At 47.3% G+C, this 16,431-nt stretch carries 17 protein-coding genes; 10 read left to right on the top strand and 7 right to left on the bottom strand.

What is annotated here, in order from left to right; all coding sequences use genetic code 11:
• Positions 1–204 precede the first annotated feature (204 nt).
• The gene (locus ABMB67_RS04355; RefSeq protein WP_251221698.1) at positions 205–642 is read left to right on the top strand and encodes an NUDIX domain-containing protein; all 438 of its coding nucleotides are present in this window, start codon (positions 205–207) and stop codon (positions 640–642) included.
• 56 nt (positions 643–698) lie between these two features.
• On the opposite strand, the gene ABMB67_RS04350 is transcribed toward ABMB67_RS04355, so the two are convergent.
• The 3 genes from ABMB67_RS04350 to ABMB67_RS04340 form a co-directional block, all read right to left on the bottom strand.
• Positions 699–1,643 (bottom strand): 4-hydroxy-3-methylbut-2-enyl diphosphate reductase, encoded by a 945-nt coding sequence (locus tag ABMB67_RS04350; RefSeq protein WP_354571225.1) that lies wholly within the window; start codon positions 1,641–1,643, stop codon positions 699–701.
• 162 nt (positions 1,644–1,805) lie between these two features.
• On the bottom strand, positions 1,806–2,300 hold the full coding sequence (locus ABMB67_RS04345; protein ID WP_251221700.1) for a CarD family transcriptional regulator: 495 nt from the start codon (positions 2,298–2,300) through the stop codon (positions 1,806–1,808).
• A 146-nt stretch (positions 2,301–2,446) separates the two neighbouring features.
• Positions 2,447–2,983 carry a YqfQ family protein gene (locus tag ABMB67_RS04340; RefSeq protein ID WP_251221701.1) on the bottom strand — a complete coding sequence of 179 codons (537 nt, stop codon included), beginning with the start codon at positions 2,981–2,983 and terminating at the stop codon, positions 2,447–2,449.
• Positions 2,984–3,399: 416 nt separating this feature from the next.
• On the opposite strand from ABMB67_RS04340, the gene ABMB67_RS04335 reads away from it, so the two are divergent.
• Together ABMB67_RS04335 and ABMB67_RS04330 are read left to right on the top strand one after the other, a co-directional pair.
• On the top strand, positions 3,400–4,755 hold the full coding sequence (locus ABMB67_RS04335; protein WP_251221702.1) for a DEAD/DEAH box helicase: 1,356 nt from the start codon (positions 3,400–3,402) through the stop codon (positions 4,753–4,755).
• A 24-nt stretch (positions 4,756–4,779) separates the two neighbouring features.
• Positions 4,780–5,691 (top strand): deoxyribonuclease IV, encoded by a 912-nt coding sequence (locus tag ABMB67_RS04330; protein ID WP_251221703.1) that lies wholly within the window; start codon positions 4,780–4,782, stop codon positions 5,689–5,691.
• A gap of 242 nt (positions 5,692–5,933) precedes the next feature.
• Here ABMB67_RS04330 and ABMB67_RS04325 read toward each other — a convergent pair whose 3' ends face one another.
• Entirely contained in the window at positions 5,934–6,197 is a 264-nt protein-coding gene (locus ABMB67_RS04325; protein WP_251221704.1) for a DUF2624 domain-containing protein, read from the bottom strand.
• A 213-nt stretch (positions 6,198–6,410) separates the two neighbouring features.
• Here ABMB67_RS04325 and ABMB67_RS04320 point away from each other — a divergent pair, with 213 nt between their 5' ends.
• Both ABMB67_RS04320 and ABMB67_RS04315 read left to right on the top strand, forming a co-directional pair.
• Positions 6,411–7,466, top strand: coding sequence for a two-component system sensor histidine kinase NtrB (locus ABMB67_RS04320; protein ID WP_354571224.1), 1,056 nt, complete (start codon positions 6,411–6,413; stop codon positions 7,464–7,466).
• 325 nt (positions 7,467–7,791) lie between these two features.
• A complete protein-coding gene (locus tag ABMB67_RS04315) occupies positions 7,792–8,493 on the top strand; it encodes a lytic transglycosylase domain-containing protein (protein WP_354571223.1) in 702 nt (233 codons plus the stop codon).
• An 87-nt stretch (positions 8,494–8,580) separates the two neighbouring features.
• Here the strand turns inward: ABMB67_RS04315 and ABMB67_RS04310 are convergent, their stop codons facing one another.
• Positions 8,581–10,701, bottom strand: a complete 2,121-nt coding sequence (locus tag ABMB67_RS04310; protein ID WP_354571222.1) for an RNA degradosome polyphosphate kinase — start codon at positions 10,699–10,701, stop codon at positions 8,581–8,583.
• A gap of 122 nt (positions 10,702–10,823) precedes the next feature.
• Positions 10,824–12,383, bottom strand: a complete 1,560-nt coding sequence (gene ppx / locus ABMB67_RS04305) for an exopolyphosphatase (RefSeq protein ID WP_354571221.1) — start codon at positions 12,381–12,383, stop codon at positions 10,824–10,826.
• 210 nt (positions 12,384–12,593) lie between these two features.
• Between ppx and ABMB67_RS04300 the strand changes: the two genes are divergently transcribed.
• The 4 genes from ABMB67_RS04300 (at position 12,594) to ABMB67_RS04285 (ending at position 14,940) form a co-directional block, all read left to right on the top strand.
• The gene (locus ABMB67_RS04300) at positions 12,594–13,355 is read left to right on the top strand and encodes a metal ABC transporter ATP-binding protein (protein ID WP_251221709.1); all 762 of its coding nucleotides are present in this window, start codon (positions 12,594–12,596) and stop codon (positions 13,353–13,355) included.
• 3 nt (positions 13,356–13,358) lie between these two features.
• Positions 13,359–14,216 (top strand): metal ABC transporter permease, encoded by an 858-nt coding sequence (locus ABMB67_RS04295; protein ID WP_251221710.1) that lies wholly within the window; start codon positions 13,359–13,361, stop codon positions 14,214–14,216.
• Positions 14,217–14,228: 12 nt separating this feature from the next.
• A complete protein-coding gene (locus ABMB67_RS04290; RefSeq protein WP_354571220.1) occupies positions 14,229–14,642 on the top strand; it encodes a Fur family transcriptional regulator in 414 nt (137 codons plus the stop codon).
• A 73-nt stretch (positions 14,643–14,715) separates the two neighbouring features.
• Positions 14,716–14,940: a DUF1540 domain-containing protein gene (locus ABMB67_RS04285; RefSeq protein ID WP_349775597.1), complete on the top strand. Its 225-nt coding sequence runs from the start codon at positions 14,716–14,718 to the stop codon at positions 14,938–14,940.
• Positions 14,941–15,080: 140 nt separating this feature from the next.
• Here ABMB67_RS04285 and ABMB67_RS04280 read toward each other — a convergent pair whose 3' ends face one another.
• Positions 15,081–15,653 (bottom strand): hypothetical protein, encoded by a 573-nt coding sequence (locus ABMB67_RS04280; RefSeq protein WP_354571219.1) that lies wholly within the window; start codon positions 15,651–15,653, stop codon positions 15,081–15,083.
• Between the two features lie 248 nt (positions 15,654–15,901).
• Here ABMB67_RS04280 and ABMB67_RS04275 point away from each other — a divergent pair, with 248 nt between their 5' ends.
• Complete coding sequence (locus ABMB67_RS04275; RefSeq protein WP_251221713.1) at positions 15,902–16,408, top strand: DUF4190 domain-containing protein; 507 nt, start codon at positions 15,902–15,904, stop codon at positions 16,406–16,408.
• Positions 16,409–16,431: the final 23 nt, after the last annotated feature.

Raw genomic sequence — 16,431 nt, 5'->3', positions numbered from 1 at the left:
ACTGCAGCTAGGGTTCCGCTGATGAAAGGTCTGTGACCGAGGGCTGCATCTTTTGCAAAACGTAAAAGGCACCTATTGACATAAAAGGTCCGAGGGGAAAGGTTCAGTGTATTTGTGATGCGCTGGGATCTTTCCCCTTTTTTGTCGTGTCAAAAACGTGCTTGCAGGAAGTGTGGAATCATTGGGAGACAGAGGAGGAGAAGGATGAGAATAGACGATATTAGACCGGGAGTGGCGATGATCGTGTTCAACGAGCAAAACGAGGTTCTTTTGCAGAAGCGGGGAGATGTAGGCCTGTGGGGGCTGCCTTCAGGACATGTCGAGCGCGGAGAAACGGTGGAGGAAGCGGCGATCAGGGAGATGAAAGAAGAAACGAATCTTGAGGTGGAAATTGTCAGGCTGATCGGTGTCTATTCGGAGCCGGAATCTCAAGTATTCGTTTATCCGGATCAGCGGGCTGTTCATTTTGTTACCGTCTGCTTTTTAGCAAAGGTTGTCGGCGGAAAGCTGAAAGGCGACGGGGAAGAGACGATTGATGCAACATATTTTCCAACTGATGCGCTGCCTCAACAGCTGCTGACGATGCATCCACAATGGCTCAGCGACGCTCTCGCCAACAAAGAAGCGGCGTTTATCCGCTGAAAAAAAGATAGCGCACAAGGTGAAAAAGACGATGTGCGCTATCTCTGAAATTATTATTATTTTTTCGCTTTTACCTTCGGAAGAATTTTCTGAAGGGTTACTTTGCGTTCACGGACCCATGTTGAAGGGTCATGTTCGTCATAGCTTTCAAGAAAGCTGATGACTTCCTTTGTAATCGGAGTCGGGGTTGAGGCACCTGATGTCACGCCGACGGTCTCGACGCCTTCGAGCCATTCGAGCTGCAGCTCGGTCACATCGCCGATCCGGTATGCGGTCGTTCCGGCAATTTGCTCCGACACCTGCGCCAGACGATTTGAGTTATTGCTTTTTGGATCGCCGACGACGATCACAAGGTCGCAATCCTTTGCTTGTTCCGCTACAGCCTCCTGCCTCACCTGGGTCGCGAGGCAAATTTCATTATGCACCTCGGCCGTTGGAAAGCGTTCCATCGCCTTTTTCATAATTTCACTGACATCCCACTGGCTCATCGTCGTTTGGTTGGTAATAATCAGCTTGTCGGTTGTCAGCTGGAGCTGTTCGACATCGGCGACAGATTCGACGAGATGGACGGCATGCGGCGCTACACCAATCGCCCCTTCCGGCTCAGGGTGGCCTTTTTTCCCGACGTAAATAAATTGATACCCCTCAGCCTGCTTGTCTCGAATGAGGTCGTGCGTCCGCGTTACATCGGGGCAGGTTGCGTCGACGACGGTCAGTCCCTTTTCCCGTGCCAGCTTCCGCACCTCCGGCGATACGCCGTGAGCGGTAAAAATCACGGTCCCTTTTTCAACCTTCTTCAAAATTTCGACCCGGTTTGGTCCATCTAGTGAAATAATCCCGTCTTCTTCGAAGGCATCAGTCACGTGCTGGTTATGAACAATCATCCCTAAAATATAAATCGGACGAGGGAGATCCAGGTTGGCCGCAGCCTGACGTGCCAGCACCATTGCATCAACAACACCATAGCAATAGCCGCGCGGGGATATTTTTTTTACTTTCATTGTAGGCCTCCTAGTCGCTCTGTTCGTAACAGGGCATACTTGTGACTGTTCAGTTCATTAAGAAATTCCCTGAACATGACAGCACCATCCGTTATGATAACGAATGGTGTCTATTATGTCTTCTTCAATTAGTATAATAGAGATTGCTTTTCGTGACAATGATTACGCTTGTTTGACTTCCTGCAGGGCCGAGTCAATAAATTCGTAGGCCTGCTCTTCGGTCATATCGTTCATCAGAATCAGTTCACTGGCAATCATTTGTCTTGCTTTCTGCATATGGTTTCGATCTTGAATATGGAGGCCGTTTGCCCGTTCAGTCTGCTTTCTGGATAGAGAGGAAATCAAATGGGCGGCGTCGATAATGCTGCCGCTTTTAAGAAGGTTCTCCGTATCACGTGAAAAGTGACTTGTAGATGGCGGAATTTCCGGTCCGTTTTGCAGCGCTTCTACAAGTGCATCTAATTCCGAAGGATCTATGACTTTACGCAATCCGGAATCCCCAATGCGATTTTCCGGCAGCATAAGCTTTACATCCACGAGCGGGAAATCAAGAACGAAATATGAATGTGTCTCACCTAAGACATCCTTCACTTCAATATCTTGAATCGTACCGGCACCGTGATATGGGTAGACAACATGGTCACCAACTTTAAACATGAGCATTCCTCCAATCGAGTAGTAGTTATAGTATACCACAAAAAAAAGCAAAAATAAAATTTTACTACTCCGGGTTGAAGGTTGTCAATAAAAAAGTAAGCAAAATGGGCTAAAATTTCAGAGGAAGCTGAAATTGCCGTCAATCGCTAAATATAGAGCTTCGGTAACGGCATTCCTTCAATCGTTTTCTTTTCCGGCTGCTTGGGTGCTGGCTCCGGCGTAACGGGTACTGTTTCTTCTTTCTCTTCTTCGACCGCCAGCGGTAAAGTCGTCTCTTCGGCAGCGGTTTCCTGCTCATCAGAGGAGCTTCTCATAATTCGCCAAATGGTCGGCAGGTTGCGAACGAGCGGGCCGTATTGCTGCACCATCGGCACTACTTGCTGGGTCAGGCCGAGAACGCGCTGCGCATTCGTCAGCATCGTCGTCCAGTTAATTCCCCCGGCTGCGGCAGAACCTGGACCTAAGCCGACCGCTCCGCCTATTCCGCCCGCGCCACCTCCGAATAAGCGCGCCAATAAGCCGCCTCTAACGGCCTGCCCGCCTCCCATCAGACCGGCAGCGGGGAACTGTCCGAACTGGCCGGCGCCGGGCGCGAATGAGCCTGCCTGTGACATCATGCCGCCCATCGCAGGCGGAGGCTGCATTGGAATCGGGCCAAAAGGAGGACCAAAAACTTGCTGCATACTGATCCTTCCTCCTTTCGTCATTTTTTATAAGGTCAGAAAATATAAGAAAATATCAGGTTGATGTGAAGAAACGTGCCGGCTCGTGCGCTACGCAGGTCAATGTCAAAAGAGCTTGTAACGGCTCCACACACCGCTTCTTAGAAAGGACGCTACATGGTTTTTCTGCTATAAACGTCTACACTCTAGTCATATGCACGAGCCCTTCAAGTGGTGAGGGAAATGAGAAAAGGAAAGGGCTCGAAACAAAACGAGCGTTGCCCGGGGGCCAGCCAAAAGGTAAAAACAAGCCTCTTCATAAGTAAATTAGCCACAGTATGGCAAACTATGATAAAATGAACCATTGCAAACAGTATATTTCGCTACGGTTTTAGCTGGAAGGAACATCGAAATGATGAATGAAAGTAGGAAGGTACATGATCTCAAAAAATTTTCAACGATTTGAATTAAAGCCATTTTTAATAGAAGCACTCGATGCGCAAGGCTTTTCCATGCCGACGGAAATCCAGGAAAGGCTGATTCCGGCGATTGCGAACAAGCGGGATGTCATCGGACAATCACAGACGGGAACGGGAAAAACGCTTGCTTTTTTACTGCCGATGTTAAATCGGATTGATCCGGAGAGAGCAGAAGTACAAGCCGTCATCACCGCGCCGACGCGTGAGCTAGCCTCTCAGCTGTTTCAGGAGGTAAAGAAGCTGCTTGAATTTGATCAGGCAGGCATTCAGGCGAAGCTGCTCGTTGGCGGAACCGACCGGGCGCGAACGATTGAAAGCTTAAAGTCCCAGCCGCAGCTCGTTGTCGGGACAGCCGGCAGACTGGCCGACCTCGTCGGTGAGGGCGCGTTAAAGGTTTATACGGCAGACATGCTCGTTGTCGATGAAGCTGATCAAATGCTTGATATGGGCTTTATCGAAGAGGTTGACCGGGTAGCGTCACGGATGGCTGAACAGCTGCAAATGATGGTCTTCTCGGCGACCGTGCCGGAAAAGCTTCAGCCATTTTTAAAGAAATATATGCAGGATCCGCGCCATGTGCACGTTGAACCGAAGCATGTGACAGCTGTTAAAATCGAGCACAGGATCGTCCCGCTCCGCCATCGTGAGAAGCTGAGCTTCATCGTCGAGCTTGCTCAATCGTTAAATCCGTATTTGGCGATTATTTTCACGAATACGAAGGAGCAGGCCGATGAAGTCGCTGACGCGATGCTTGCCGCTAACCTGAATGTTGAACGACTTCACGGCGGCTTGCAGCCGAGACAGCGTAAACAGGTGATGAAGCTCGTTAACGATGTCAAGGTGCAATACCTTGTCGCGACCGATCTCGCCGCGCGCGGGATTGATGTGAAGGGGGTTAGCCATATTATCAACTACGGGCTGCCGCAGGATTTGGATTTCTATATTCACCGCGTAGGACGGACAGGCCGGGCCGGAGCTGATGGCATCGCCTATACGATTTATGAGGAGCAGGATCAAAATGCTGTTGCCAAGCTGCAGAAGCGCGGCATTCACTTTACTTTTTATGATTTCAGACAAAATAAATGGACGAAGCTTGATAAAGCGCCGCTTGGAGTGCCGGGACAGCGCAAGCCGCGCCGCAATAAAGGAGAAGCACCAGCGGAAAGCGGTGTGAAGCCTGCGCAAAAGCGGACCGGAGGCAAGGCTGTCGCCAAAGCGAAGAAAGTAAAGCCGGCTTATAAAAAGAAAGCTCGTTTCAAGCAGGAGAAGGAAGCGAAAAGGCAACGACGCAGCGCGGCGAAGAATAAGAAGTAACGATAAATAAGGGAGAGAGGAAAAATGGATTTAAAAATAGGTTCTCATGTGTCAATGAATGGGAAAAAAATGCTGCTCGGAGCTAGTGAAGAAGCGGCGTCGTACGGATCGAACACGTTTATGATTTACACCGGTGCGCCGCAAAACACGCGACGTAAGGCGATAGAGGAATTGAATATTGAAGCAGGTCTCGCTCATATGGCCGAAAACGGAATTGCCGATATCGTCGTCCACGCGCCTTATATTATTAACATTGCTAACACGACTAAGCCGGAAACGTTTGAATTAGGCGTTCGTTTCTTACGCTCGGAAATCGAACGGACGGAAGCACTCGGTGCAAAGCAAATCGTTTTGCACCCGGGGGCCCACGTCGGCGCGGGGGCTGAAGCTGGAATTAAGAAGATCATCGAAGGCCTGAACCTCGTTTTTGAAGAAAAACGGGATGTGCAAATCGCCCTTGAAACGATGGCCGGAAAAGGCTCTGAATGCGGGCGGACATTTGAAGAGCTGGCAGCGATCATCGAAGGGGTGACGCATAACGAGCGTCTTTCTGTCTGCTTTGATACGTGCCATACTCATGACGCCGGCTATAATCTGATCGAAGATTTCGACGGGGTGCTCGACAGTTTTGACCGGATAATCGGCCTTGATCGCCTGAAGGTCGTTCACTTGAATGACAGTAAAAATGAACGTGGCGCAGCGAAAGACCGTCACCAGAATATCGGCTTCGGTCATCTTGGCTTTGATACGCTTCATGCGATCGCCCATCATCCGCAGCTAACGAACATTCCAAAGATATTGGAAACGCCGTTCGTCGGTGAAGACAAAAAGAACAAAAAGCCGCCGTATAAGCATGAGATCGCCATGCTTCGCAGCGGACAATTCGACCCGGAATTAGTGGACAAAATAGCATCGCACGAAAGCAGCATCAACTAAAATAGCCGCCTCTGCCCGCCTGTCGGGAGAACATTTCTCGTAACGAGGCGCCGCAGGGGCGTGCCATCAGGTTGCGCCGGCCAGTAGGAAAGTGCGCTTTCCTTACTGGCTTTTTTTTAAAGGTCTGATTTGAGGAAGGCGCCGTCATCCGGCGGAAAGCGGAGTTTCCTCTCAGGAGCCGGCAACTGATTTTTCATTTGTTCGGCTCTTCATGCAGGCAAACATACGTTAGACTCATCCTCTTAAAGATAATGGCTGAATTGCTGGAGCAGCTGTTGAATGACGCCGGAAACATGACTGTCAACTTCTGTCTGCAGGCGGTGAATCATCCGGCTGACCTGGGCTTGATTTGCCACATCAATATCTTCAGAGCGAAGGACGGCAATCACCTTGTCTGCTTGTTCCGATGTTAGAGGGATCTGATATTGCTTAGCGAGTTGGAGAAGCTCTGATGGTGTCAGTGAATTCACCTTATTATTGACTAATTGCTGCATGATGACATTCATGGAAGCACCCCTTTTTCCAAAGTGAGATGCTGACAGTATATGAACGCAGGAAGAAAATGTGCAGAAAAAAAGGAAATCCTTCATTTCTTATCGAAATAAGGTTCACAGGTGAGATAATATGCAGAAAAGGCAGTTTAACAAAAGGAGTGGGGCGCATTGAGAGAGAAGGATATAAATAGACAAACAGCCCCAAGCCCCAAAGGGAGAAATTCGATGGATACAGTTTATCAATCACAAATAAATTATCAAACCTCGAAGCAGGAGGACCTGGCTGAACAGTTTTTTTTAATAGAAGAATTAGGGATACCCTACTTGAAAGTTGATGAGGAGCTACATATACAAAAGTGGAACCATGCCTTTCTTGAAGCAACGAAGATACAGGAGGCTGATTTAACTTATACACTTGATCAGTTGGCGGAGCGGGAACCTTTCTTCGCTTTTTGTCTTGATTTACTTGAAGAGACGATCCAGACGAAAAAGCGGCAGGAAGATGACTACGAGGATGAGGAAGCGAATTATCGAATACGGGTCGCCCCTTATGTCGCAGAGGAAAGCCTTTATATCATCCTCGAAGACCGGTCGCTGCAGAAGCAATTTGAGCATTTATTAACCTTTCATCATCAAATGGAAGCCGTTTCCCATATTGCTGCCGGAGTAGCGCATGAATTACGAAACCCTTTATCTGTTATAAAGGGATTTTTACAACTGGCTAAATTAACGAATGAATTTGAAAAATACTATGATACGATATTATCCGAGCTGAATCGAATGAACGGCATCATCGAGGATTTTCTTTCCGTTTCGCGGAAGAAGATTGACCGGAAAAGGCAATCCCCGGTTCAGATTATGGAATCGCTAATTGAAATTATTAAAGCGGAATGCTTGCTTCATGATGTTGAACTGAATATCGAATTAACGGAAACGACAAGGCTCGTTCATGTCAATGAATCAATGGTGAAGCAGGTGATGCTCAATCTTTTGCGCAATTCGATTGAAGCTTACGGGGAAGCCAATAAGAACCGCACGCTCTGGATCGGTACGAGAATGGAAAATGATCATTATGTTGTCTACGTCAAAGATAATGGAAAAGGAATGCCAGAGTCGGTATTGAAGCAAATCGGCAAGCCCTTTTTCACGACGAAAGAGAGCGGGACAGGTATTGGCATTCCGCTCTGTAAGAAGATTATTGAAGATCATGGAGGAAGTTTTAAAATTGAAAGTACATATAATGTCGGAACAACCGTGACGGTCACGCTTCCCCTTCATTGAAAAGCAGCTTCTCAATCCTTTGAGAGGGTGCTTTTTTTCTTGTGACGTATCCATTTAGGGCGGAGATCAAAATGGTGATAAGTGGCAGAGAAAGGGATAATCTTACCTATGCTTGAAATTTGCTTCCATTTCATTTTTCGTAATTGAGAGGAAAAGGGAGAAAAGCAGGCGGAATGGTAAGAAGAATCAGGGGTCAGTTCTTTCAAAATCCGCTAAACACGGTAAATGTCGAAATTTATCGATTGGTCCCGGTTGTGTTCGACTTTTGATTTCGGTACGATAGTTCTCGTTGAAATTGCAAGGGTAACAAAAGGAGGAATGAGAGATGAAACGCATCTTTCTGACTAGTCTTATTGTGATACTAACGATCACGGCTGGCTTTTTTTATGTCGAAAACCGCCAGCTTCATCATACAATATCAGAAAACGAGCTTGCTTACGAAGAGCTTCGTACCGTTCAGGAAATGGAACAGATCCAGCTCTATTATTTGCAGCAGCCTAGAACAGAAGTGCCGCCGGCCAATTATGACACATGGCTTCGGTCAAAAGAGGTTGCCGATCAGCTTTATCAGGACAGTGAAGGGAAATTCAAAAAAGAATGGGGCGTCTTTCTTGGAGAGATCGCCCAACAGCGTGATATCGATCCATTTCTTGTCTATGAGCTGTTGCGAACCGAAACAGGCGGGACATTTGATCCGACGCTTGTCGGACCGGAAACGCGTTACGGACATGCCTACGGAATGGCGCAGTTTATGAAAAATACAGCACCGTGGATTGCGGAAATGGCGGGGCTGCCGTATGAGGATGAGCTATTATTTGATCCTTTGTATTCAATTGAATTATCAGTTGAATATTTGAGCTTTCTTTATCATGAATACGAGGATTGGGACCACGCTTTAACGGCCTATCATCGCGGGATGTACGGCCTGGAAAAGTATTTGAGCGAAAACGGCCATGCCGAAAGCTGGTATGCGGTTGAAATTCAGGAAAAGGCCGATAAGTTCAATTGGGTCGCGTATGTGAATTAAGGAAGGCAACGGCTTTTATAAAATCAGGCGCGCACTTCGCACACTGCTTAGAGAGGGTGACCTAAAAGATCTTAGGTCACCCTCTTTTCAGTCGTCTTCTCCTTCGCTGAAGCGGGCGGCCTGTTCGTAGAAGTAAAGCTGGCTCTGGATCGGCTGTTCATGTGGGAGCCGCTTGATGTATTGATAGGTGCCATCCTTCATTTGTTCGCGCGCTTTCGTATTATCCTGCAAGGTGACTTTAAAGATTTCTTTGATGCGCTTTTTGCTTTGTTCATTGAGGACCGGAAACAAAATTTCAATCCGCTTTTCCATATTGCGCGTCATCCAGTCGGCCGATGAGAGGAAAATCCGTTCCTCTCCACCGTGGTGGAAATAAAAGATCCGGCTATGCTCAAGAAAGCGGTCAACGATGCTGCGGACGCGGATGTTTTCACTGACACCGGGGATTCCCGGACGGAGGCAGCATATACCGCGGACAATCAAGTCAATTTGGACACCGGCCTGGGAGGCTTCATAGAGCTTCAAAATAATCGGCTTATCGGTCAGTGAATTCATTTTCGCCATAATCCTTCCCTGGCCACGCTCCTGATGCACTTCAATTTCCCGGTCAATCAATTCGAGAAATTTTTCCCTGATTTCAAAAGGAGCGGTCGATAAATGGTACCAGGCGGGTTTTTCACTATATCCGCTTAAATAATTAAAAAAGTTTGTCGCATCAATGCCGAACTGCTCATCAGCGGTAAAAATCCCCATGTCGGTATAGAGCTTGGCTGTTGAATCATTGTAATTACCTGTGCCAAGATGGACAAAGCGCTGAATCCGGTCGTTCTCATGGCGGACGACAAGCGTGATCTTGCTGTGGGTCTTGAGCGAGGTGATGCCGTAGATGACATGAACGCCTGATTTTTCAAGCTTCTTCGCCCATTGAATATTATTTTCCTCATCGAAGCGCGCCTTCAGCTCGACGAGCACCGTCACCTGCTTGCCATTTTCGGCGGCAAGCGCCAGGGCATGAATGATTGGCGAGTCGCCGCTGACACGGTAAAGCGTCTGCTTAATCGCCAGCACCTGCGGATCTTTAGCCGCAAGGGAGATAAAGTCAACGACAGGCTGGAACGATTCATATGGATGATGTAAAAAAATATCCTTCTTCAAAATAGCCTGGAAAATATTTTCTTCCCCAATTAAATCCTCCGGTGTTTGCGGAATCAGGTTTTCATTGGCGAGATGCTCATGCCAGGCGGCGAGCTTTTGGTAAAGCTTAAACAAGAACGTCAAATCGATCGGCCCTTTAAAGGAATAGACGTCGTCCTTATGAATTTCAAGCACATCAAGCAGCAGGTTAAGGACATTGGGGTCCATCATCCCTTCCTGCATTTCAAGGCGGACGGCCGCTCCCCATTTCCGCTTCTTCAATTCCTTTTCTATTTCCAGCAGCAAGTCCCGTGAGCTTTCCTCATGAATCGTTAAGTCGGCATTTCTTGTGATCCGGAATGAAGAAACGGATTTTACATGAAAGCCGGTAAAAAGCTCACCGATAAAATGGCTGATCACATTTTCCAGTAAAATAAGCTGTTCAACACCTTCCGCTGACGGCAGTTGAATAAAACGGTTTAAGACAGCAGGGACTTGGACAATCGCCAGCTGGTTCTTTTCCTGACGTTTGCTATCCTCTGATTTACTAAGGACAACGGCGAGATTGAGACTTTTATTTAACAGCATTGGGAAAGGGCGGTACGCGTCAATCGCCATCGGCGTAAGCACGGGAAAGATATAATGATGAAAACGATCGCGCAGGAATTCAATCTGTTCCGGCGTGCATTCGTCAATCGAGAGGAACTGAAAGCCGGCATGATACAGCATCGGCACAATCGTTTCCGTATAGACAGAATCCTGCAGACGGACAAGCTCATGATTCTTTTCAGAGATCTTCTTCAGCTGCTGCTTCGGTGTGAGGCCTGCTTTATTTTCAGGGCGGTTGAAGCCGGCTTTAACCTGATCCTTCAGGCCGGCGACCCGTACCATAAAAAATTCATCGAGATTTGAACTGAAAATGGCCAGAAATTTCAGCCGTTCCAAGAGAGGATTACGTTCATCAATCGCTTCTTCAAGCACGCGCTCATTAAAGGCGAGCCAGCTTAATTCACGATTGTTGTAATAATTGGGGTTGTTGAGGTCAATCGGGTTTTGGTTTGTTTGCTCTGTCATTCGCATTCAACCTCTCTACTCTCTAAATTCATCTTTGCCAGTAAGGGAAGACAAGTCCAGTGATTGACGTACGGGACTATTGTCTTACCCTTTCATTTTAACAGTTGATTGTAAATTTTATGTTAAGATTCGGCTTTCAATGCATCACTAGAGAGATACGTTAACGTTAATGGTCGGCGAATTGCTTTTTCGAGATGTTTTTTATGTTTCTGCGCTTGAAGCTGTTCAAAATGGGCATCCTCCTGGTAGAAGAGGGGAAGGGCCAGCTGCCCGTCTTCATCGGCGCGCCGGCCGACTTCGACAATCGTTTTTCTTCTTGTACGATCGAGGCAAAAAGCGAGCTTCATAATCGCTCCTAAAAACTCATACAGCTTCAGCCGCTTTTTATCGAGCAGATTTTTGAACGGCTTGGCGTATTTCAACAGCTGCGACTTTGATTTGAAGGACGAAATAAAGGCAATCGCCAGCCGCTCCTGATGGGACAGACCTTCAATTGTCATATTTGTTAATAAGTAAAACGTATTTTGACTGCTTGCTTCGCTGTTGATAAATTCTCCAATATACAGCACGCGCGCGCTTTGACGCAGGAGCTGCAGCGCTTCGTTGCGCTGGTGACTCACCTGACATTGATCCGCAAGCTCGGCGTACAGCCTTGTTGCCAAATAAGAAATATGGTTGGCATGGTCAAGATTAACCTCATAGCTATGGGACAATTGATAAAAGCTTTCCTCGGCGACGTTCGGAAAACAGGCCGTATCCATCGTCCGCAGCAGTTCTTCATAAAAGATTCCGTCACGCAGCCCTTTCCGGCTCATGACAAATGTTTTTGCCTGAACGAGCTCGACGAGCGAAGCAATGACTTCAGCCGCCGGGACGATAATATCAGCGCGGTCTTTCGAGAGGCCATCGATCGTCAGCCTTTCCTGATACGAAAGGGTAGCGAGTGCGTCCGTTAGTTGGCGCAGTTCCTTCGTCGGCAGCTCATATTGGTGCAGGCCGGCTAGCGGGTACTCTTTTTGCCGTTGATGGATCAACGACAAGTTCCGGGCGCTGCCGCCAATCCCGATCACTGGATAGTCGGGGTATTCGTGCAGCCAGGAGAGGCTGGAAAGCTGGGAGCGGATATACGCCTTGATCGTTTGCAGCTCTTCTTCCGTCGCTTCACAGCCGGAAATGAACTGCTGCTTTAACGTGACCGCCCCGAACGGGAAGCTGTGATAGTGGCGCAGTTCACGGTCTTGAAACAAGGTGATTTCTGTACTTCCGCCGCCGATGTCAATCGTGATGCCGTCGGTAATGTTTGTGGAGTTGACGACGGCTAAGTAGCCGTAAAAGGCTTCCTCATATTCTGACAGAATGCGGATTTCGAAGCCGAGCCGTTCGTAGACAAGCTCGGTGATTTCTTTCCGGTTGGTCGCTTTTCTCATGGCGGCCGTCGCGACTGCCGTGACTTTCTGGACCTGGTGAAAGAGCAGAACTTCCTTGAAGCGGGTTAAGGTTTCAAGCAGAATCCCGGTTCCTTCCGTCGTAAATGCTCCTTTTTCATCCATATGGGCACTTAGACGGGCAACGGTTTTGTAGTTATGTAATTCCTTATAGCAGCCGTTATGATCGATTTGGTTAATTACGAGCCGAATCGAGTTCGAGCCGATATCAATAACGGCAAAATCATTTTCAATCACACCATTTCATCTCCTAACTGAGATCACGTTACAAAGAGCAATGTGTTCCATTAATAAAAGAGGTAACTTCTTCTCTCATTATAACAAAAACAGCAATTCATGTGCGGCTGACTGGACAGAACGAGAAATTCGATTATAATGAGAAAAGATATTCGTTTAAATCGTAATGATTCTTATGAGAATCAGAATGGAAATAAAGAGGGTGGTACTATGGAGGAAGTCGTAGCGATTCACGATGTTTCCTTTCATTATGGAAATCGGAATGTGCTGGAAAACATTTCGTTAACGGTTGAGAAAGGGGCTTTTTTAGGCCTTGTCGGACCGAATGGATCGGGAAAGTCGACGCTGATCAAACTGATGCTTGGTTTGCTTGAGCCGCAACAAGGTGAACTGCGCCTGTTTGGCAAGCGTGTCGATAAATTTAAGCATTGGGATAAGATCGGCTTTGTCTCACAAAAAGCGAACAGCTTCAATTCCGGTTTTCCGGCAACCGTTTATGAGGTTGTTTCGATGGGGTTATATGGAAAGGTCGGCTTGTTTCGTTTTTTGAATAAGCATCATAAGGAAAAAGTGTACGAAGCCGTCGAGCAGGTCGGCATGACAGAGTACCTTCATCAAAATATTGGCGAGCTTTCAGGCGGGCAGCAGCAGCGTGTGTTTATCGCGCGTGCTTTGGTGAGCGATCCGGAGCTGCTTATTTTAGACGAGCCCACTGTCGGTGTCGATGTGTCGAATGTCCGCCAGTTTTACGGGTTGCTTGAGGAATTAAACAGGGCTAGAGGCATGACGCTGATTATGGTTACCCATGATATTGGCGCGATGACTGATCATGTGACGGATGTAGCCTGCTTGAACAAGCATTTGCATTTTCACGGGAATACAGCTGAATTCACTGCAAACCAGGATTTGTCCTCCTTTTACGGCCATGATGTCCATCTGCTCTCCCACAATCATAGTCATGGAGGTCATTAACAAATGCTTGATGCGTTTTTACGATATGAATTTCTTCAGAATGCGCTATTTACAGGAATGATGATCGGCCTTCTTGCGCCGATGCTCGGTGTTTTTCTGATGGTCAGACGGCTGGCTCTGATCGCTGATGCATTGTCGCATATTACGCTTTCGGGCATCGCTGCAAGCCTTTTGCTCGGCAAGCATGTTGCTTTTTTTCAAGGGATGAATCCATTGTATATGGGGATGGTTTTTTCAGTCGGCGGTTCTCTCTTGATTGAGCAGCTGCGGAGCGTGTACAAGTACTACAAGGAAATCGCGATCCCGATTATTTTGTCGGCGGGTATCGGACTTGGCGTCGTGTTCATTTCTCTGGCCGACGGCTTTAATAATGATTTATTCAATTATTTATTTGGCAGCGTGATTGCTGTCAGCCGTTCAGACCTTTGGACGATCAGTGTTATTACAGTTATCGTTCTGATTGTGCTACTATTGTTTTATAAAGAGCTGTTCTTTCTGTCATTCGATGAGGAGCAGGCGGTGGTCGCCGGCTTGAACCGAAGACTGATTCATTTTATTTTTATTGTGATGGTCGCGCTTGTGATCGCGGCTTCGATGAGAATTGTCGGCATCTTACTTGTTTCGTCATTAATTACGTTACCTGTGGCCGCGGCGATGCGCCTCGCGAAAGGGTTTAAGCAAATGTTTATCTATTCGGTCATTTTTGGCGAGATCGCAGTCATTGGTGGTCTGATTTCGGCTTTTCAGCTGGACGTTGCTCCCGGAGGAATGATCGTCATGATCGCGGTGATCATTCTGCTGGTGACCATTTATGCGCAAAAGGCCTGGAGAAAGCTCAGCAGCCATTTGTACAGCTCGTAGGGAGGTTTGGACATGAATGTGAATGAAGCAATGGAACGTTTGAAGGAAAAAGGATACAAGCATACAGGGAAGCGCGAGGATATGCTGAAGCTGTTTGCTGATGAGAAGCGGTATTTATCGGCAAAAGAAGTGCTGGAGTCGATGCAGGGAGATTACCCGGGGATGAGCTTTGATACGATTTATCGTAATTTATCGCTGTTTACAGAAATGGAAATTCTCGAAGCGACTGAACTCGAAGGGGAGAAACGGTTCCGGTTCAGTTGTTCGACCGACGAGCATCATCATCATTTAATCTGCCTCGATTGTGGTGCGACGAAGCATATTCACAATTGTCCGATGGATATGCTAAAGGCGACATTTCCTGATTTCGAGGTGACGGGCCATAAGTTTGAAATCTATGGAAGATGTGAACAGTGTCAAGAATAGCTTCTTAAAATCCCAAGTGTTGGCTCGGGTAGGCGGTGGCGAATTCATCCATCCTAACAGTAGGAGGGGATGAATGATGGCAAAACCACTTGTGAAATGTAATGTGGCAAACTGTACCTTTTGGGGAGAAGGAAACAAATGTCAAGCCGAAGCGATCCTTGTTGAGATTGACGCCAATTCAACGGCTGATTTCAACATGGAGGCGGGAGCTGAACCTTACGGCGAGGCGGAATACCATCATGAAGCAACACAGAAAAAAGAAACATGCTGCCATACCTTCCGGCCAAAGGATGAATAAGCTTGAGACAAAACTAGCTTTTAACCTATTGGCAATGGCTTTACACGCCACAAGCCCGTTGTGAGAAATCCACTCACAACGGGCTTTAAAAAGATCGTGGAGGCTGGCAAAAGGTAAAAAAACAACCTTTTGTCCCAGCCTCATTCCGCAAGCCATTTGTCGACCCATGCTTTTGCTTCAAGCCAGTTTGTAGCGCGAATCACATTGCCAGGTACGGGCAGGCGATTATATGGTGTGTCCATCAGAATAACCGGAATTTTAAATTCTTCGGCAATCGCCACGGCGTTGTCATGCTTGTCCTCAAAAAAGATATCAAGCCGGTGGCTGCGAATCGCCTCGATTTTGTCGTGTTTTCCGACTAATTCAATATGGTCAAACGGCAACGACCTGCTCGTGAACCACTTTTTCGTAACGGAAGCCAAGTGTTCCCTTCTGGCCGTAATGTAAATCAGATCATGCTTCTCCGTCCATTCATGTAACGTCTGTTCGGCATATTCGGCCAGGCGCGCCTGTTCGTAAATGATACCTTCATGCTTCCCCATCCATTCCCAAAACTGCTGCTCACTTATCTCCAAAATATTGGTCAGGTCATATTCAACAATATCATCTAAAGTCAGTGATTTATTGAAATGCTTGTTTAAGTAAGGAATAAAAGTATCCGGAGCGGTAATCGTACCATCGATATCCAGTCCGATTCTTTTTTTTGTTGTCATTCAAATCACCTCAAAATTAAAACAAAACTTATCTTATTACCATACACGAAATTAGAATATCGGTCTAGTCAAGACATTGAAAAAAGTTCTTCCGATAACGTGAGGCTGCTGCAAAAGGGAACGCCATCTTTTTTCAGCAGTCTGGTCAACGTCAGTTTTCCTGATGAAGAAATGATTGTCACCTATAATTCAAAGCGGAAGCGTCATACTAGTACTGTTCCCCGAAATAAAGAAAGTGAGGGATTCATATGGCAGATGAACAAAAACCAAAAGATGAACCCATCAGGTTATTGGATGAAGACGATCGTTCTTTGACGCTTGTCAATAACCACGTTGAGGGGCGAGATGATGATCGCAACCTCGGATTAAGAGGAGAAGCAGAAGCTGAGGGAATGCCGTCGAACCAGCCAACCGTTGATACACCTCCATCAAATTTCCAAGAGGAAAGCGCAGCAGAATATGCACCTGTTCAAGGAATGGCAGGAGTCCGCGGTCTTGGTGGAGCGCGCGATGCTGAAAGCGAAGAGACGGCGGAGATGAACGAAGATGACGTGACAGCAGGTCGCGGCGTCGGCACATTCGCCATCGTTCTTTCCATACTCTCACTGTTTTTCCTCCCGGTATTGCTTGGAGCAGCCGGGATCGTAGTTGGCTTTGTATCACGTCGTAACGGCGCCACTTCGCTCGGGAACTGGGCGATTGGGATCGGGGCCGTTTCGATTCTCATGACCGTCTTCTTCTCGCCGTTTTTTTAACGGGGAGGGCGGGGAACAAAAAA

This window comes from Halalkalibacter oceani, from assembly GCF_040544555.1.
Classification (GTDB): Bacteria; Bacillota; Bacilli; order Bacillales; family Bacillaceae_D; genus Halalkalibacter; species Halalkalibacter oceani.
Note: the sequence above shows the minus strand (reverse complement) of the source record. Positions and strands in the feature narration are given on the sequence as shown.

What these genes read in the sequence shown, in the direction of transcription:
- ABMB67_RS04355 (WP_251221698.1), top strand. Translation starts at nt 205, where the DNA reads ATGAGAATAGACGATATTAGACCGGGAGTGGCGATGATCGTGTTCAAC.
- ABMB67_RS04350 (WP_354571225.1), bottom strand. Translation starts at nt 1,643, where the DNA reads ATGAAAGTAAAAAAAATATCCCCGCGCGGCTATTGCTATGGTGTTGTT.
- ABMB67_RS04345 (WP_251221700.1), bottom strand. Translation starts at nt 2,300, where the DNA reads ATGTTTAAAGTTGGTGACCATGTTGTCTACCCATATCACGGTGCCGGT.
- ABMB67_RS04340 (WP_251221701.1), bottom strand. Translation starts at nt 2,983, where the DNA reads ATGCAGCAAGTTTTTGGTCCTCCTTTTGGCCCGATTCCAATGCAGCCT.
- ABMB67_RS04335 (WP_251221702.1), top strand. Translation starts at nt 3,400, where the DNA reads ATGATCTCAAAAAATTTTCAACGATTTGAATTAAAGCCATTTTTAATA.
- ABMB67_RS04330 (WP_251221703.1), top strand. Translation starts at nt 4,780, where the DNA reads ATGGATTTAAAAATAGGTTCTCATGTGTCAATGAATGGGAAAAAAATG.
- ABMB67_RS04325 (WP_251221704.1), bottom strand. Translation starts at nt 6,197, where the DNA reads ATGAATGTCATCATGCAGCAATTAGTCAATAATAAGGTGAATTCACTG.
- ABMB67_RS04320 (WP_354571224.1), top strand. Translation starts at nt 6,411, where the DNA reads ATGGATACAGTTTATCAATCACAAATAAATTATCAAACCTCGAAGCAG.
- ABMB67_RS04315 (WP_354571223.1), top strand. Translation starts at nt 7,792, where the DNA reads ATGAAACGCATCTTTCTGACTAGTCTTATTGTGATACTAACGATCACG.
- ABMB67_RS04310 (WP_354571222.1), bottom strand. Translation starts at nt 10,701, where the DNA reads ATGACAGAGCAAACAAACCAAAACCCGATTGACCTCAACAACCCCAAT.
- ABMB67_RS04300 (WP_251221709.1), top strand. Translation starts at nt 12,594, where the DNA reads ATGGAGGAAGTCGTAGCGATTCACGATGTTTCCTTTCATTATGGAAAT.
- ABMB67_RS04295 (WP_251221710.1), top strand. Translation starts at nt 13,359, where the DNA reads ATGCTTGATGCGTTTTTACGATATGAATTTCTTCAGAATGCGCTATTT.
- ABMB67_RS04290 (WP_354571220.1), top strand. Translation starts at nt 14,229, where the DNA reads ATGAATGTGAATGAAGCAATGGAACGTTTGAAGGAAAAAGGATACAAG.
- ABMB67_RS04285 (WP_349775597.1), top strand. Translation starts at nt 14,716, where the DNA reads ATGATGGCAAAACCACTTGTGAAATGTAATGTGGCAAACTGTACCTTT.
- ABMB67_RS04280 (WP_354571219.1), bottom strand. Translation starts at nt 15,653, where the DNA reads ATGACAACAAAAAAAAGAATCGGACTGGATATCGATGGTACGATTACC.
- ABMB67_RS04275 (WP_251221713.1), top strand. Translation starts at nt 15,902, where the DNA reads ATGGCAGATGAACAAAAACCAAAAGATGAACCCATCAGGTTATTGGAT.